Origin of the sequence: Stenotrophomonas sp. 2YAF26, from assembly GCF_052114625.1 — a bacterium.
GTDB lineage: Bacteria > Pseudomonadota > Gammaproteobacteria > Xanthomonadales > Xanthomonadaceae > Stenotrophomonas > Stenotrophomonas indicatrix.
The window spans coordinates 144,397-157,785 of sequence record NZ_JBFRFC010000016.1; the positions used below are offsets into that span (position 1 = coordinate 144,397).

The following is a 13,389-nucleotide window of genomic DNA, read 5'->3' on the forward strand; positions in this document are numbered from 1 at the left end:
AGGTCGACACCTACCGGGCAGCGGTAACGCGCGAGGTCAGCTGGCGCTTCACCCAATCATCGATCAGGCGCTTTTCATAGCGCAGCGGATCGGTATCGCTCCTCAGGCCGATGTTGTGCAGATAGCCGCTGTCGCTCAGGCGGGCGTCGCCTTCATCGATGATGCGCCCGCTGGCGTCCTTCAGTGTGTACTGCAGGGTGATCCGCGGCGGGTAGATGTCGCGCATGATCCGGATGTCGCTGCCGCGCGGGCCGTGCCAGGGCTCATAGTCGCCCGCGCGCTTGATATCGACCAGGGTCACGTCCAGCGTCTGCCCGGCCTGCAGGGGCTTGGCGGCGCTGGTCTGCACGTAGCTTGCCAGCTGCTGCACCCAGTCCCCGCGTTCGGCCTCGAAGCGGTTGGTGCTCTGGCGGATCTCGGTGAATTTCGCCGGATCATTCCACTGCACGCTGACCGGGCCATCGGCCTGCAGTGCGCGCGGCGCATCGGGCGCGGTTACCGTCCGCGGCGCGGCAGCCACGCTGCCCACGGCAAGCATGCCGGCCAGCAGCAGGGCGGTTGGAAGCGAACCTTTCATGGCAGTCTCCTGCGTCCCCGAAGCGGGGAGGATGATGATCTCGGATCGAGTGTGATCCCGCCGCGGGGCCGCAGCAATGGCCAGTAGCGTCAAATGCGTCAACAGTTGCCGCCAATTCATGGTCGTCAACCCTGACTGACGGCGCTTGACGCTGTGAATACGCGGTCTGGAAGATGCTGTACCTCCATCCGGTCTTTTCCTCCCACGCCCTTGTCCACATTGCCGCCCCTCGTGGAGCGCTCACCCTTGATGGTGCCGACGCCCGAACCCGACCTGCACCATGGCGTGCTTGAGCGCATCCACGCAGGTTTCTGTGTGATCCAGGTGCTGTTTGATGGCGACGAGGCGATCGACTACCGCTTCCTCGAGGTCAACGATGCCTTCGAGCGCCACACCGGCCTGAAGGATGCCTGCGGCAAGCGCATGAGCACGCTGGAGCCACAGCACGAAGGTGACTGGTTCCGTATTTACGGCGAAGTGGCGCGGACCGGGCGACCGGCCCAGTTCGAAATGGATGCCCGTGCCCTGGGGCGCACGTTCGCCGTGGATGCGGTGCGTGTTGGCCGGGCGGGCGATGACAAGGTGGGCGTGCTGTTCTTCGATGTGACCGCGCGCAAGCAGATGGAAGTGGAACTGGGTGAGAGCGAGGCGCGTTTCAGTGCGTTGGCCGATGGCCTGCCGATGCCGGTGTGGGTACTGGACGAGCGCGGCCACGCCCGCTTCGTCAACAGTGCCTTCAGCGAGTTCTTCGGCGGCGACGAGAACCGTGTGCCCGAAGATGTCTGGCGCGGCCTGGTGCATCCCGACGATGCGTCGGTGTTCGAATACGAACTGCAGGAAGCGCTGAAAGCGCAGCGCTCGATGCACGCCCTGGTGCGCGCCCGCCGCGCCGATGGGCAGTGGCGCTGGCTGGAAATGAACGCGCGTCCGCGCTTCTCGCGGATGGGCCGTTTCATCGGCCTGGCCGGCAGCAGCCCGGACGTCACCGAGCGCCGCGAGATCGAACTGGCGCGCGAGGAACTGCTGCAGTCCGAGCGTGCCGCGCGCAGTGCGGCCGAGAACATGGCGCGGCTGAAGGATGAGTTCCTGGCCACGCTGTCGCACGAGCTGCGCACGCCGCTGACCACGATCCTGGGCTGGAGTGAACTGCTGCTGCAGCGCGTCGATTCCACCAGCCCGCTGTACAAGGGCCTGGGCGTGATCGCCAACAGCGCGACCGCGCAGAAGCGGTTGATCTCGGACATGCTCGACCTCAGCAGCATGCTGCTGGGCAAGGTGCAGCTGGAAGTGGAAGTGCTGGACCTGCGCGACCAGTTGAACGAAGCGATGGGCGCACAGGAGCTGGTGGCCGAGGGCAAGGCGCTTGACGTCACCCTGCAGCTGCCGGCACAGCCCTGCCAGGTGCTGGGCGATGCCACCCGGCTGCAGCAGGTGTTCTGGAACCTGTTGTCCAACGCGATCAAGTTCACCCCGGCCGAAGGCCGCATCGACGTGCAGCTGCAGGCTGATGGCAACTATTGGACGATCACCGTGCGCGATACCGGCGATGGCATCGCGCCGGAGTTCCTGAACCATCTGTTCAGCCGCTTCCGCCAGGCCGACGGCACCACCACCCGCCGCCATGGCGGTCTGGGCCTGGGCCTGGCCATCGTGCAGCAGCTGGTCGAACTGCATGGCGGTTCGGTCAGCGCGGCCAGCGATGGCCACGGTCACGGCTCCACCTTCACCGTGCGCCTGCCGCAGCATCTGCCCGATGCCGAACGGCGTCCGCTGCGCGAGGTCGTCAGCGGTCCTATCCTGGAACCGATGGTGGTCGAGCCGTATCCGTTGCGCGGCCTGCATGTGCTGGCGGTGGAAGACCAGCCAGAAGTGCTGGAGTACCTGCGGCGCATGCTGGAAGAGCAGGGCGCCAGCGTATCCGCGGCCAGTTCTGCGGGCGAGGCGCTGGCATTGCTGGCCGACAATGGCCACCTGCAGTACCACGTGCTGCTGACCGACATCGGCATGCCGGGCATGGATGGCTATGGCCTGGTGAGCACGCTGCGCGAGGACCTGGGCGTGGATGCGGCAGCACTGCCGGCGGTGGCGGTGACCGCGCTGGCGCGTGCCGATGACCGTCGCCGTGCGTTGGCCTCGGGCTTCCAGGAGCATGTGGCCAAGCCGTATTCGGTGGCCCAGCTGGTGGGCGTGGTGCGGCGCGTGCAGGCCACGCGCGGGGACAGCCTGCTGCACTGAGCATTCACGGACGATCGGCGACCCTGCAGTTCAGGAGGTCGCCGATGTCCCGTATTGCTCCCCGTATCCATACTGATTCCGCGCAGATCGCGCGCCTGGAAGCCCTGTTGCCGCAGTTGCAGGGGGAAACCGAGGTGCAGCTGACCCTGCACGATGGCCGGCGCCTGCTGGGCACGGTTGCGGTGCAGCCGACGCTGCAGCAGTACCGCAACGACGCCGGCGACGAAGGCAGCAATGGCCAGCTGCGGTTGGACGATCTTGATGCGCCGGTGCAGCAGCATCACGTGTGGCTGGATGAGATCGCCAGCATCCGCAGACTGCCGCCGAGGCTCTGACGGCAACTGCGGATGGCGCATCCACGCATGGCGTGGATCTACTGCAGAGCCACGCCACGCGTGGCCGCGATGGTCAACGTTCGAACAGGTGTAGAGCCACGCCATGCGTGGCCGCGATGGTCAACATTCGAACAGTAGAGCCACGCCATGCGTGGCTGCGATGATCAACATTCGGACAGTAGAGCCACGCCATGCGTGGCTGCGATGTTCAATGTTCGAACAGCGTTGCCGTCGCTTCGAACCTGCGCGCATACGCGCGCTCCTCGGCTACCCGGGTCACTTCATCGTCTGCCAGATCCGGCGCGCCATAGACGGCGTAGGCCACGCTGCCATCGGCGCCGTGGCCAACCTGGTGCAGGCGGTAGCGGGAATGGCCGCCGCCGGTGTCCTCCGGGTAATGCACGGGGGGATGGCTGCCTTCCAGGTCCATTTCACTGTTGTCGACGACACCTCCGACGAACAAGGCACGCATGCAGGATCTCCAGGGGTTGCGGGGAGCTTCTACCCTGAACGCTGGCATGTTGCTGCGGCATCAAGGCAACGTTGAAGTTTCGCAAAGCGGTGGCCGGGGCCGGGGCGGACAAGCCGGTACAATGGACGGCCCTCACGCTTCCAGTACCCGCGCCGATGGCATCCAGCGACGACGCCCCCCTGCAGACCCTGTTCCTGCCGTTCTCCAGCGGCGCCCTGCGCTGGCCGGAAGGTCCGGTGGCCTTCCTGCGCGCCCGTGACGGCTGGCCACTGCGCGAGCAGGCCGGCGGCCGCGAAGTCGACTGCGAGCAGAGCTTCGCCCCGTTCGCGCAGCCGCTGCAGCAGGCCGCTGGCTGGACCGTCAGCGGGCAGCTGGATGATGCTGCCGGCCGCGGCCGTTACCCGCTGGTGCTGGTGCTGCCGCCGCGCCAGCGAGAGGAAGCCCGTGCGCTGTTCGCCCGCGCCCTGGCGCTGGTCGCCGAGGGTGGCCGCATCGTGGCCTGCCAGCACAACAACGAAGGTGCCCGCTCCGGCGAAGGCGACCTCAAGCAGTTGGCCGGCCTCGGCGGCAGCCTGACCAAGAACCATTGCCGCGTGTTCTGGACCGCTCCGCTGCAGGGCCAGCACGATGTGGACGTGGCCAAGCGCTGGGGCGCGCTGGACGCGGTGCGGCCGATCGTCGGCGGCCGTTTCCTCAGCCGTCCTGGCGTGTTCGCCTGGGACCGCATCGACCCGGCGTCGGCCCTGCTGGCCGAGCATCTGCCGGCCGACCTTGCCGGGCGTGCAGCTGACCTCGGTGCCGGTTACGGCTACCTGTCGCGTGAACTGCTGGAGCGCTGCCCGAAGATCACCGCGCTGGACCTGTACGAGGCCGAGAAGCGCGCGCTGGACCTGGCCGAACTGAATCTGGCACCGCCACCGCGCCCCGTGCCGCTGCGCTTCCTGTGGCGCGACGTCACCGCCGGTATCGAGCCGGACTACGACGTCATCATCAGCAACCCGCCGTTCCACACGCCCTCGCGTGCGGATCGCCCGGACATCGGCCAGCGCTTCATCGCCGTGGCCGCGCAGGCGCTGCGCCCGGGTGGGCGCCTGTACGTGGTGGCCAACCGCCACCTGCCCTACGAGTACACGCTCAACGAGAGCTTCGGCGCGGTGCGCGTGGTTGCCGAGCGCGATGGCTTCAAGCTGGTCGAAGCGGTGAAGGGCAAGGGGAAGGCCCGGTGAAACTGGTCAAGCACATCGCCAACCTCGGCTACGGCAGCCGCAAGCAGGTGCAGTGGATGTTCCGCGAAGGCCGCGTCACCGACGCCGACGGCGAGGTGCTCTACGCCGACGACCAGGTGCCGCATGAAGCGGTGCGGGTGGACGGCGAGCCGCTGGACCCGCCGGTGGGCCTGTCGCTGGCGATGTACAAGCCGGCCGGCTACACCTGTTCGACCAAGGACAAGGGCCGCCTGATCTACGACCTGCTGCCGCCGCGCTTCCGCGACCGCGACCCGGTGCTGTCCACCGTCGGCCGCCTCGACCGCGAGACCAGCGGCCTGTTGCTGCTGACCGACGACGGCAACCTGCTGCACCGGATCATCTCGCCGAAGTCGAAGCTGCCCAAGGTCTACGAAGTGGAGCTGGCCGAAGACCTGCGTGGTGACGAGGTGGCGCTGTTTGCCAGCGGCACGCTGATGCTGGAAGCGGAGAAGACGCCCCTGCTGCCGGCTGAACTGCAGGTGCTCGGGCCGCGCAAGGCGCGCCTGGTACTGCACGAAGGCCGCTACCATCAGGTACGCCGCATGTTCGCTGCCGCAGGCAACCATGTGCAGGCACTGCATCGCAGCCGTGTTGGTGGCCTGGACCTGCAGGGACTGGCCGAAGGGGAATGGCGGCTGCTGACCTCCACCGATCTGGATACGTTGTTCGCTCCATGACCTCCATCGCTGCGCTGCCGTTCCTGCCCGACGCCGTCATCTTCGACATGGACGGCCTGATGATCGACAGCGAGCGTGTGTCGCTTGCATGCTGGAGCGAGGCGGCGGAGGAGCTCGGCTTGCCCCTGGATGCCAGCTTCTTCGTCCGCATGGTCGGCCTGGGCGACCGCGACAGCCAGGCGCTGCTGCGCCAGCAGGGCATCGAAGACAGCATGATCGAGGCCATGGCCGCGCGTTGCCATGATCTGTACGAGGAGCGCACCCAGACCGGGCTGCCGCTGCGGCCGGGCATCCTGGAACTGCTTGAGTTGTTGAAGTCGCACGCGGTGCCGCGTGCGGTAGCGACCACCACGCGGCAGCCGCGGGCCAACCGCAAGCTGGCTGCAGCCGGGCTGCTGCCATACTTCGATGCGGTGATCACCAGTGGCGATGTAGCGCGGCCGAAGCCGGCGCCGGACATCTACCTGCTGGCCGCGCAGCGGCTGGGCAAGGCACCGGAACGCTGCCTGGCGCTGGAGGATTCGCCTGCCGGCACGCGTGCTGCGCTGGCGGCCGGCATGACCGTGATCCAGGTACCGGACCTGGTGCATCCCGATGAAGAACTGCGCGCGCTGGGCCACCGCATCGTCGGCTCGCTGGTGGACGCGCACGCCTTGCTGCTGCCGCTGCTGCCGAGGTAGGTGCCAACCCTGGTTGGCATGCCTTGAACCGGGTGGGTGCCGACCGTTGGTCGGCACGCCTCACCGCTCTCGCCGGGCATGGCCCGGCGCTACCGCTCTGGTAGGTGCCACCTTGAACCCGGTGGGTGCCGACCGTTGGTCGGCACGCTTCACCGCTCTCGCCGGGCATGGCCCGGCGCTACCGCTCTGGTAGGTGCCACCTTGAACCGGGTGGGTGCCGACCGTTGGTCGGCACGCTTCACCGCTCTCGCCGGGCATGGTCCGGCGCTACCGCTCTGGTAGGTGCCAACCTTGGTTGGCACGCTTTCAGATCACACCCTGCCGAACACCAGAGCCGCGTTGGTGCCACCGAAGCCGAAGCTATTGGACATCACCGTATCCAGCTTCTGCTCGCGGCTTTCGCGCAGGATCGGGAAGCCTTCCACCCTCGGGTCCAGCTCGCCGATGTTGGCCGAGCCGGCCACGAAGCCATCGCGCATCATCAGCAGGCAGTAGATCGCTTCATGCACGCTGGCAGCGCCCAGCGAATGGCCCGACAGCGCCTTGGTCGAGGACAGCGGCGGAATCGTATCGCCGAACACCTCGCGGATCGCACCCAGCTCGGTCACATCGCCCAGCGGGGTCGAGGTGCCGTGGGTGTTGAGGTAATCCAGCGGACGGTCCACGTTCTGCAGCGCCATCTTCATGCAGCGCACGGCGCCTTCGCCGGACGGCGCGACCATGTCGGCGCCATCGGAGGTCACGCCATAGCCGATCAGCTCGGCATGGATGTGCGCGCCACGTGCCACCGCGTGGTCGTAGTCCTCCAGCACCAGCATGCCGCCACCGCCGGCGATGACGAAGCCATCGCGGTCCTTGTCATACGGGCGCGAGGCGCTGGCGGGGGTGTCGTTGAAGCTGGTGGACAGTGCGCCCATCGCATCGAACATCACGCTCATCGACCAGTGCAGGTCTTCACCGCCGCCGGCGAACATGATGTCCTGCGCGCCGTGGCGGATGAGGTCGGCAGCTGCACCGATGCAGTGCGCCGAGGTCGCGCAGGCGGCCGACAGCGAGTAGCTGACGCCCTTGATCTGGAATGCGGTGGCCAGGCAGGCCGACACGGTCGAGCACATCGTGCGCGGCACCATGTAGGGACCCACTTTGCGCACGCCACGGCTGCGCAGCAGATCCACCGCACCCACCTGCCATTCGCTGGAGCCACCGCCGGAACCGGCGATCAGGCCGGTGCGCAGGCCACTGACCTGTTGCGGGGTCAGGCCCGCATCGGTGATGGCATCGGCCATCGCCAGGTAGGCGAAGGCAGCGGCATCGCTCATGAAGCGCTTCTGCTTGCGGTCGATCAGCGCATCCAGATCGAGGTCGACGCGACCGCCGACCTGGCTGCGCAGGCCGGCTTCGGCGTGGTCGGCCAGCGCGGTGATGCCAGCGCGGCTTTCACGCAGGGCGGCCGAAACGGTATCCAGATCATTGCCGAGGCAGGACGTGATGCCCATGCCGGTGATGACGACGCGACGCATCAGAAGCTCCCGGTTTCAGTGAACAGGCCCACGCGCAGGTCGCGGGCGTTGTAGATCTCGCGGTCGTCCACGTACATGCGCGCGTCAGACTGGGCCATCACCAGCTTGCGGTTGATGACGCGGCTGATGTCGATCTCGTAGCGCACCAGCTTGGCATCGGGCAGCACCTGGCCGGTGAACTTCACTTCGCCGCAGCCCAGGGCGCGGCCCTTGCCGGGGGCACCCAGCCAGGTCAGGAAGAAGCCGGTCAGCTGCCACATGGCATCCAGGCCCAGGCAGCCGGGCATCACCGGGTCGCCGATGAAGTGGCAGCCGAAGAACCACAGGTCCGGACGGATATCCAGTTCGGCGCGTACCATGCCCTTGCCATGCGGTCCGCCGTCCTCGCGGATTTCGGTGATGCGGTCGAACATCAGCATCGGGTCGTTGGGCAACCGGCCGGCGGCAGCGCCGAACAGTTCACCGCGTGCGCTGGCCAGCAGCTGGTCGCGGTTGAACGCGTGGAGACGAGTCATGGAAAGCGCAATCCTGGAAGCGAAAACAAGGCAACGAGCTCCCGAGGATGCACGACGGATCAGGCGGATATCAAACCGCGTCTCCGTACGCGTGCGTAGTGTTTTCAGCTGAAACCACGCATCCCGTTGATGCACAACGACCATACTTCGGCGTCTGGACGGGTACGGTGCAGGTATCATGTGGGCCAACCATGAACGCACTGCGCAAGATCATCCACGTCGACATGGACGCCTTCTACGCGTCTGTGGAGCAGCGCGACGATCCGTCACTGCGCGGCAAGCCGGTGGTGGTGGCATGGCGCGGCGCGCGTTCAGTGGTGTGTGCCGCTTCGTACGAGGCGCGCGTGTTCGGCGTGCGTTCGGCGATGCCGGCACTGCGTGCCGAGCGCCTGTGCCCGGACGCTGTCTTCGTGCCGCCGGACTTCGCGCGTTACAAGGCGGTGTCGCGCCACGTGCGCGAGATCTTCCTGCGCCATACCGACCTGGTCGAGCCGCTGTCCTTGGACGAGGCCTACCTGGACGTGACCGATCCGAAGAGTGGCATCGAACTCGCCACCGACATCGCCCGCACCATCCGCGCGCAGATCCGCGAGGAAACCAACCTGACGGCTTCAGCCGGGATCGCGCCGAACAAGTTCCTGGCCAAGATCGCCTCGGACTGGCGCAAGCCCGACGGCCAGTTCGTGATTCCGCCGCAGCGGGTGGACGCATTCCTGCTGCCGCTGCCGGTGAATCGCGTGCCCGGTGTCGGCAAGGTGATGGAAGGCAAACTGGCAGCGCGCGGCATCGTCACCTGCGGCGACCTGCGGCAGTGGACGCTGCCGGACCTGGAAGAAGCCTTCGGCAGCTTCGGCCGCAGCCTGTACAACCGCGCACGCGGCGTCGACGAGCGTCCGGTGGAGCCTGACCAGCAGGTGCAGTCGATCTCCTCTGAAGACACCTTCGCCGAGGACCTGCTGCTGGAAGACCTGGGCGAAGCGATCGTGCAGCTGGCCGAGAAGACCTGGCATGCCACCCGCAAGACCGAACGCATCGGCCACACCGTGGTATTGAAGCTGAAGACCGCGCAGTTCCGCCTCCTCACCCGCAGCTTCACCCCGGAACGCCCGCCGGAATCGATGGCCGAACTGCGCGACATCGCGCTTTCATTGCGCGCCCGTGTAGATCTACCCGCTGACACCCGCTACCGCCTGGTCGGCGTCGGCCTCGGCGGCTTCCGTGAAAAGGAGCCGGTAGTGCAAGGTGAGTTGTTCGAGCACACCCAGACCGATCATTCCTGATCGTTCATCCACGCATGGCGTGGATCCAAGTGTCGACCAAGGTCGACACCTACCAAGGGCAGGCCATGCCATCCAGACAGATTGCGGAGATCTGTCGAAGGCGGGGTGGGTCCGGTTGCGGGGGCGTGAGCCGCATGGATGCGGCGACCGAGCTTACATGGACGTACTTGCAGCGTCCCCCGCAACCGGACCCACCCCGCCAACCCACGGAATGCCCGCTTTTGCCGTTGCCGTTGCCGTTGCCGTCGATTCGGCAGGTGCAGGGCGCAGCCCTGCAAAAGAAAACCCCTACCTTACGGCCACTGCATCTCGCCCTTGGCCACCTTCGCACTCAACTCCAGCGACGCCACACCCGCCAGCTGCGGATAGCGCGCCTGCATCGCCTTCACCAACGCAGCGCTGTCCCTGGCCTTGGCGGTTTCAACATCGAAGGCACGGATGTAATCCGCGGTGAAGCGCAACGCACTGGCATCCAGTGCCGCACCCTCCGCGTAATGACCGGGCACCACCACCTTCGGCTTCAACGCCTGCAGCTGCTGCAGCGTGCGCAGCCAATCGGCATGCGACTGCGGCGTCTGCGTATCGGCCATCCACACATGCTCGCCAGCCACCACCGGAATGCCACCGACGATTGCACGCAGCGACGGCACCCACAGCACGCTGCGGTCCGGCGTCGGGCCATCCAGGCCGATCAACGGCAGGCGCTGCCCTTCCAGCAGCAGTGCATCGCCTTCCAGTACCGCCGGCACCACGATGCGTGCGGGAACGTCGGCGCCCATCTTCGGCCCCCAGTACGCCAGCTTGCCGGCCTGGGATTCACGGATATGCGCCACGGTCTGCGCGGTGGCGACGATGCGCGCCTGCGGGAACGCGTCCTGCACGGTGGCCAGGCCGAAGTAATAGTCCGGATCGCCATGGCTGATGTAGATGGTGGTCAGCCGCTTGCCGCTGGCGCGGATCTGCTCGACCAGCCGGCGCGCATCGCCGGCAGCGAACTGCGCGTTGACCAGGATCGCGTCGTTGCGCCCTTCGATCAGCACCGAAGACACCGAGAACATCGCCTGCGGGCCGGGATGGAAGGTCTGCAGGCGCAGCTGGGATTTGGCAGCGCTGGAGGGTGCAGGCGCGGCCGGTGCGGCCAGCAGCGGGGCGCTGGTGAAGCTGGCAGCCAGCGCGAGGGGAAGCAACAGGGCAGCAGTACGCATGGGAGGTGTCCTTGGGGTGTCGAGCCGAGCGTTGGCTATGCCGGGCGTCCTTGCCCGGCCCCCTACGGGCCGTCGCAAGCGACGTTGGCAACGGCTCCTGCCGTTGCCTTCGGCTTTACAGGTGGGTAGCGCCGGGCCATGCCCGGCGGGCGGTCAGGCCGGCGAGTGCGTGATCAGTACGCCGCCGTGATGATCTGCTTCGGGTACTTGCGCGCTTCCAGTTCGGCGACGAACGCGGCGCCGTAGTCGGCGTAGCTGATGCGGCTGTGGCCGTTGGCATCGGCGAGGAACGCCTTGGGCTGCACGCGGTACTGCCCACGCTCTTCACCCGGGCCAATTTCGGCCGCCGGCGAGAAGAAGGTCCAGTCCAGGTCATCCACCGCCTGCAGGCGGTTGAACGCTTCACGGTGGGCCAGCGCGTAGGGCTTGTAGGCATCCGGGAAGGTGGGGGTGTCGACCAGTTGCACGCCGGGGGCGACTTCCAGGCTGCCGGCGCCGCCGACCACGACCAGGCGCGGCACGTTGGCCTTGCGGGCGGCGTTGGCCAGCTGTGCGGCAACCTCGCCGACGCGACCGATGTCGTCGCCCGGGCGCGGGCCGTAGGCGCTGGCCAGCACATCGTGGCCGGTGATGGCGGCGACCAGGGCGTCCTGGTCATCCAGCGAGGCGATGACCGGATGGGCGCCTGCCAGCTCGGCCGGCAGGTCCTGCGCGCTGCGCACGATGACGGTCAGTTGATGGCCGTTGGCCAGCGCGTGGCGGGCGATCTGGCGGCCGATGTTGCCGGTGGCACCGACGAGGGCGATCTTCATGGCAGGACTCCGTGGGGGTGGTGGTTGGGAATGGGGCCACTGTAGGTCGCTGCAGTCGCTCGAAAAACAGCGTATAACGCGCTTGTTTGTTGCATGGATCGAGCAGATGGACCGATTGACCGCCATGACCGTATTCGTCGAAGTTGCCGAGCGCGGCAGCCTGACCGCCGCCGCCGAGGTGCTGGACATGTCCAGGGCCATGGTCAGCCGCTACCTGGCCGAGGTGGAGGGCTGGCTGGGTGCGCGGCTGCTGCACCGGACCACGCGGCGGGTGAGCCTGACCGGGGCCGGTGAAGCCGCGCTGGCGCGTTTCCGGCAGATGCTGGCGATCGGCGAGGAACTGCAGGGGGAGCTGGCCAGCGACGATCCCGAGCCACACGGCACGCTGCGCATCACCGCCAGCGTGTCGTTCGGGCAGAGCCATCTGGCGCGTGCGGTGGCCGCCTTCGTGCAGCGCCATCCGGCCGCACGCATCGAACTGCTGCTGGTCGACCGTATGGTCAACCTGGTGGAGGAGCGCGTCGACCTGGCCGTGCGCATCGCGCGGCAGATCGACCCCAGCCTGATCGCACGTCGTTTGGCGATCTGCCGTTCGGTGCTGTGCGCGACGCCGGCCTACCTGCAGGCGCGTGGCACGCCGACCGCGCCCGAACATCTCGCCGCGCACAATTGCCTGACCCATCACTACGTCGGCAAAAGCCTGTGGCAGCTGYATCGCGAAGGACGCTCGTTGTCGGTGGCGGTGGGCGGCAACATCAGTGCCAATGAAGCATCGCTGTTGCTGGAGGCGGTGCGCGCCAATGCCGGTATTGCCATGTTGCCGACCTACCAGGTCGCACCGTTGCTGCGCAGTGGCGAACTGATCGAACTGCTGCCCGAGTACAGCCTGGACGAGCTGGGCATTCATGCCGTGTACGCCTCGCGCCGGCAACAGCCCGTTATCATGCGGCGATTCCTGGATTTCCTCGCCGAGTGCTTCGCCAGCCCGGCCTTCCAGGATCTGGACTGGCGCCCTTCGGGCAAGGAGAACACATGAACCATGGACAGGCGTTGATCGACCACAACCGTGCTGCCTGGGACCGCCAGGCCAGCGAGGTGCGCGAGTGGTCGCGACCGGTGGATGCCGAAACGATTGCCGCCGCACGCGAAGGACGCTGGCAGGTACACCTGACACCGCGTGCGTTGCCGCTGGATTGGCTGGGCGATGTGCGTGGCAGGCGCATCCTGTGCCTGGCCTCGGCCGGTGGCCAACAGGCACCCGTGCTTGCCGCGGCAGGCGCTGAGGTGACCGTGTTCGACCTTTCCGACGGGCAGCTGGCACAGGACCGCGCCGTCGCCGACCGCGATGGTCTGTCGCTGCGCACCGTGCAGGGTGACATGCGTGATCTGCAGGCCTTTGCCAACGACAGCTTCGATGTGGTGTTCCATCCCATCTCGAACCTGTACGTGCCCGACGTGCGTCCGGTGTGGGCCGAGTGCCGCCGGGTGCTGGCACGCGATGGCCTGCTGATGGCCAGCTTCTACAATCCGGTGGTGTTCGTTGCTGCGCGTGATGCACAGCTGAGCGAGCAGGGCCTGATCCGCCCGCAGTACGCGATTCCCTATTCCGACCTGGAAGACCTGGAGCCCGCCGCGCGCGAGGCCAAGCTGGCCCGTGGCGAAGCGCTGACATTCGGCCACAGCCTGGGGGATCTGATCGCCGGGCAGCTGGATGCGGGGTTCGTCATCGACCGCTTCATGGAAGACTGGCAGCCGCAGCCGCGCTTCCTGATCGACCGTTACCTGCCGACCTTCCTGGCCACCCGCGCACGCCGGATCGGCTGAAGACGCGGGC

14 protein-coding genes are annotated in these 13,389 nt (G+C 67.2%); 8 read left to right on the plus strand and 6 right to left on the minus strand.

All coding sequences use genetic code 11. The features are described 5' to 3' along the window. Nucleotides 1-10: 10 nt before the first annotated feature. Nucleotides 11-577 carry a DUF3016 domain-containing protein gene (locus AB4Y98_RS16755; protein WP_442244743.1) on the minus strand — a complete coding sequence of 189 codons (567 nt, stop codon included), beginning with the start codon at nt 575-577 and terminating at the stop codon, nt 11-13. 249 nt (nt 578-826) lie between these two features. On the opposite strand from AB4Y98_RS16755, the gene AB4Y98_RS16760 reads away from it, so the two are divergent. After that, nucleotides 827-2,812, plus strand: a complete 1,986-nt coding sequence (locus AB4Y98_RS16760; RefSeq protein WP_312787045.1) for a hybrid sensor histidine kinase/response regulator — start codon at nt 827-829, stop codon at nt 2,810-2,812. Nucleotides 2,813-2,856: 44 nt separating this feature from the next. Continuing rightward, on the plus strand, nt 2,857-3,147 hold the full coding sequence (locus AB4Y98_RS16765) for a DUF3247 family protein (protein ID WP_025878414.1): 291 nt from the start codon (nt 2,857-2,859) through the stop codon (nt 3,145-3,147). 208 nt (nt 3,148-3,355) lie between these two features. On the opposite strand, the gene AB4Y98_RS16770 is transcribed toward AB4Y98_RS16765, so the two are convergent. Further along, nucleotides 3,356-3,619: a hypothetical protein gene (locus AB4Y98_RS16770; RefSeq protein WP_025878415.1), complete on the minus strand. Its 264-nt coding sequence runs from the start codon at nt 3,617-3,619 to the stop codon at nt 3,356-3,358. A gap of 155 nt (nt 3,620-3,774) precedes the next feature. Here AB4Y98_RS16770 and AB4Y98_RS16775 point away from each other — a divergent pair, with 155 nt between their 5' ends. Genes AB4Y98_RS16775 through AB4Y98_RS16785 form a run of 3 tightly spaced genes read left to right on the plus strand, consistent with a single transcriptional unit; the run spans nt 3,775 to nt 6,223 of the window. Further along, nucleotides 3,775-4,845: a class I SAM-dependent methyltransferase gene (locus AB4Y98_RS16775; RefSeq protein ID WP_442244744.1), complete on the plus strand. Its 1,071-nt coding sequence runs from the start codon at nt 3,775-3,777 to the stop codon at nt 4,843-4,845. After that, complete coding sequence (locus AB4Y98_RS16780) at nt 4,842-5,543, plus strand: pseudouridine synthase (protein ID WP_312787121.1); 702 nt, start codon at nt 4,842-4,844, stop codon at nt 5,541-5,543. Before AB4Y98_RS16775 ends, AB4Y98_RS16780 begins: the two co-directional genes overlap by 4 nt. Then, nucleotides 5,540-6,223 carry an HAD family hydrolase gene (locus tag AB4Y98_RS16785; RefSeq protein ID WP_442244745.1) on the plus strand — a complete coding sequence of 228 codons (684 nt, stop codon included), beginning with the start codon at nt 5,540-5,542 and terminating at the stop codon, nt 6,221-6,223. Before AB4Y98_RS16780 ends, AB4Y98_RS16785 begins: the two co-directional genes overlap by 4 nt. Before the next feature lie 311 nt (nt 6,224-6,534). Here the strand turns inward: AB4Y98_RS16785 and fabB are convergent, their stop codons facing one another. Continuing rightward, the gene (gene fabB / locus AB4Y98_RS16790) at nt 6,535-7,743 is read right to left on the minus strand and encodes a beta-ketoacyl-ACP synthase I (protein WP_394198942.1); all 1,209 of its coding nucleotides are present in this window, start codon (nt 7,741-7,743) and stop codon (nt 6,535-6,537) included. Then, nucleotides 7,743-8,258, minus strand: a complete 516-nt coding sequence (fabA, locus tag AB4Y98_RS16795; RefSeq protein WP_025878420.1) for a 3-hydroxyacyl-[acyl-carrier-protein] dehydratase FabA — start codon at nt 8,256-8,258, stop codon at nt 7,743-7,745. Before fabA ends, fabB begins: the two co-directional genes overlap by 1 nt. 191 nt (nt 8,259-8,449) lie before the next feature. Here fabA and dinB point away from each other — a divergent pair, with 191 nt between their 5' ends. Further along, nucleotides 8,450-9,538, plus strand: a complete 1,089-nt coding sequence (gene dinB, locus AB4Y98_RS16800) for a DNA polymerase IV (protein ID WP_442244746.1) — start codon at nt 8,450-8,452, stop codon at nt 9,536-9,538. Nucleotides 9,539-9,831: 293 nt separating this feature from the next. On the opposite strand, the gene AB4Y98_RS16805 is transcribed toward dinB, so the two are convergent. Together AB4Y98_RS16805 and AB4Y98_RS16810 are read right to left on the minus strand one after the other, a co-directional pair. Further along, nucleotides 9,832-10,743 carry an MBL fold metallo-hydrolase gene (locus tag AB4Y98_RS16805; RefSeq protein ID WP_442244747.1) on the minus strand — a complete coding sequence of 304 codons (912 nt, stop codon included), beginning with the start codon at nt 10,741-10,743 and terminating at the stop codon, nt 9,832-9,834. Between the two features lie 173 nt (nt 10,744-10,916). Beyond that, the gene (locus AB4Y98_RS16810; protein ID WP_442244748.1) at nt 10,917-11,555 is read right to left on the minus strand and encodes an NAD(P)-dependent oxidoreductase; all 639 of its coding nucleotides are present in this window, start codon (nt 11,553-11,555) and stop codon (nt 10,917-10,919) included. Nucleotides 11,556-11,661: 106 nt separating this feature from the next. Between AB4Y98_RS16810 and AB4Y98_RS16815 the strand changes: the two genes are divergently transcribed. Further along, on the plus strand, nt 11,662-12,591 hold the full coding sequence (locus tag AB4Y98_RS16815) for a LysR family transcriptional regulator (RefSeq protein WP_442244749.1): 930 nt from the start codon (nt 11,662-11,664) through the stop codon (nt 12,589-12,591). Further along, complete coding sequence (locus AB4Y98_RS16820) at nt 12,588-13,379, plus strand: class I SAM-dependent methyltransferase (protein ID WP_312111296.1); 792 nt, start codon at nt 12,588-12,590, stop codon at nt 13,377-13,379. The genes AB4Y98_RS16815 and AB4Y98_RS16820 overlap by 4 nt, the downstream gene beginning before the upstream one ends. Nucleotides 13,380-13,389 lie beyond the last annotated feature (10 nt).

Excerpts from the sequence above, each read along its gene's own strand:
- AB4Y98_RS16755 (WP_442244743.1), bottom strand. The coding sequence starts at position 577 with ATGAAAGGTTCGCTTCCAACCGCCCTGCTGCTGGCCGGCATGCTTGCC.
- AB4Y98_RS16760 (WP_312787045.1), top strand. The coding sequence starts at position 827 with ATGGTGCCGACGCCCGAACCCGACCTGCACCATGGCGTGCTTGAGCGC.
- AB4Y98_RS16765 (WP_025878414.1), top strand. The coding sequence starts at position 2,857 with ATGTCCCGTATTGCTCCCCGTATCCATACTGATTCCGCGCAGATCGCG.
- AB4Y98_RS16770 (WP_025878415.1), bottom strand. The coding sequence starts at position 3,619 with ATGCGTGCCTTGTTCGTCGGAGGTGTCGTCGACAACAGTGAAATGGAC.
- AB4Y98_RS16775 (WP_442244744.1), top strand. The coding sequence starts at position 3,775 with ATGGCATCCAGCGACGACGCCCCCCTGCAGACCCTGTTCCTGCCGTTC.
- AB4Y98_RS16785 (WP_442244745.1), top strand. The coding sequence starts at position 5,540 with ATGACCTCCATCGCTGCGCTGCCGTTCCTGCCCGACGCCGTCATCTTC.
- fabB (WP_394198942.1), bottom strand. The coding sequence starts at position 7,743 with ATGCGTCGCGTCGTCATCACCGGCATGGGCATCACGTCCTGCCTCGGC.
- fabA (WP_025878420.1), bottom strand. The coding sequence starts at position 8,258 with ATGACTCGTCTCCACGCGTTCAACCGCGACCAGCTGCTGGCCAGCGCA.
- dinB (WP_442244746.1), top strand. The coding sequence starts at position 8,450 with ATGAACGCACTGCGCAAGATCATCCACGTCGACATGGACGCCTTCTAC.
- AB4Y98_RS16805 (WP_442244747.1), bottom strand. The coding sequence starts at position 10,743 with ATGCGTACTGCTGCCCTGTTGCTTCCCCTCGCGCTGGCTGCCAGCTTC.
- AB4Y98_RS16810 (WP_442244748.1), bottom strand. The coding sequence starts at position 11,555 with ATGAAGATCGCCCTCGTCGGTGCCACCGGCAACATCGGCCGCCAGATC.
- AB4Y98_RS16820 (WP_312111296.1), top strand. The coding sequence starts at position 12,588 with ATGAACCATGGACAGGCGTTGATCGACCACAACCGTGCTGCCTGGGAC.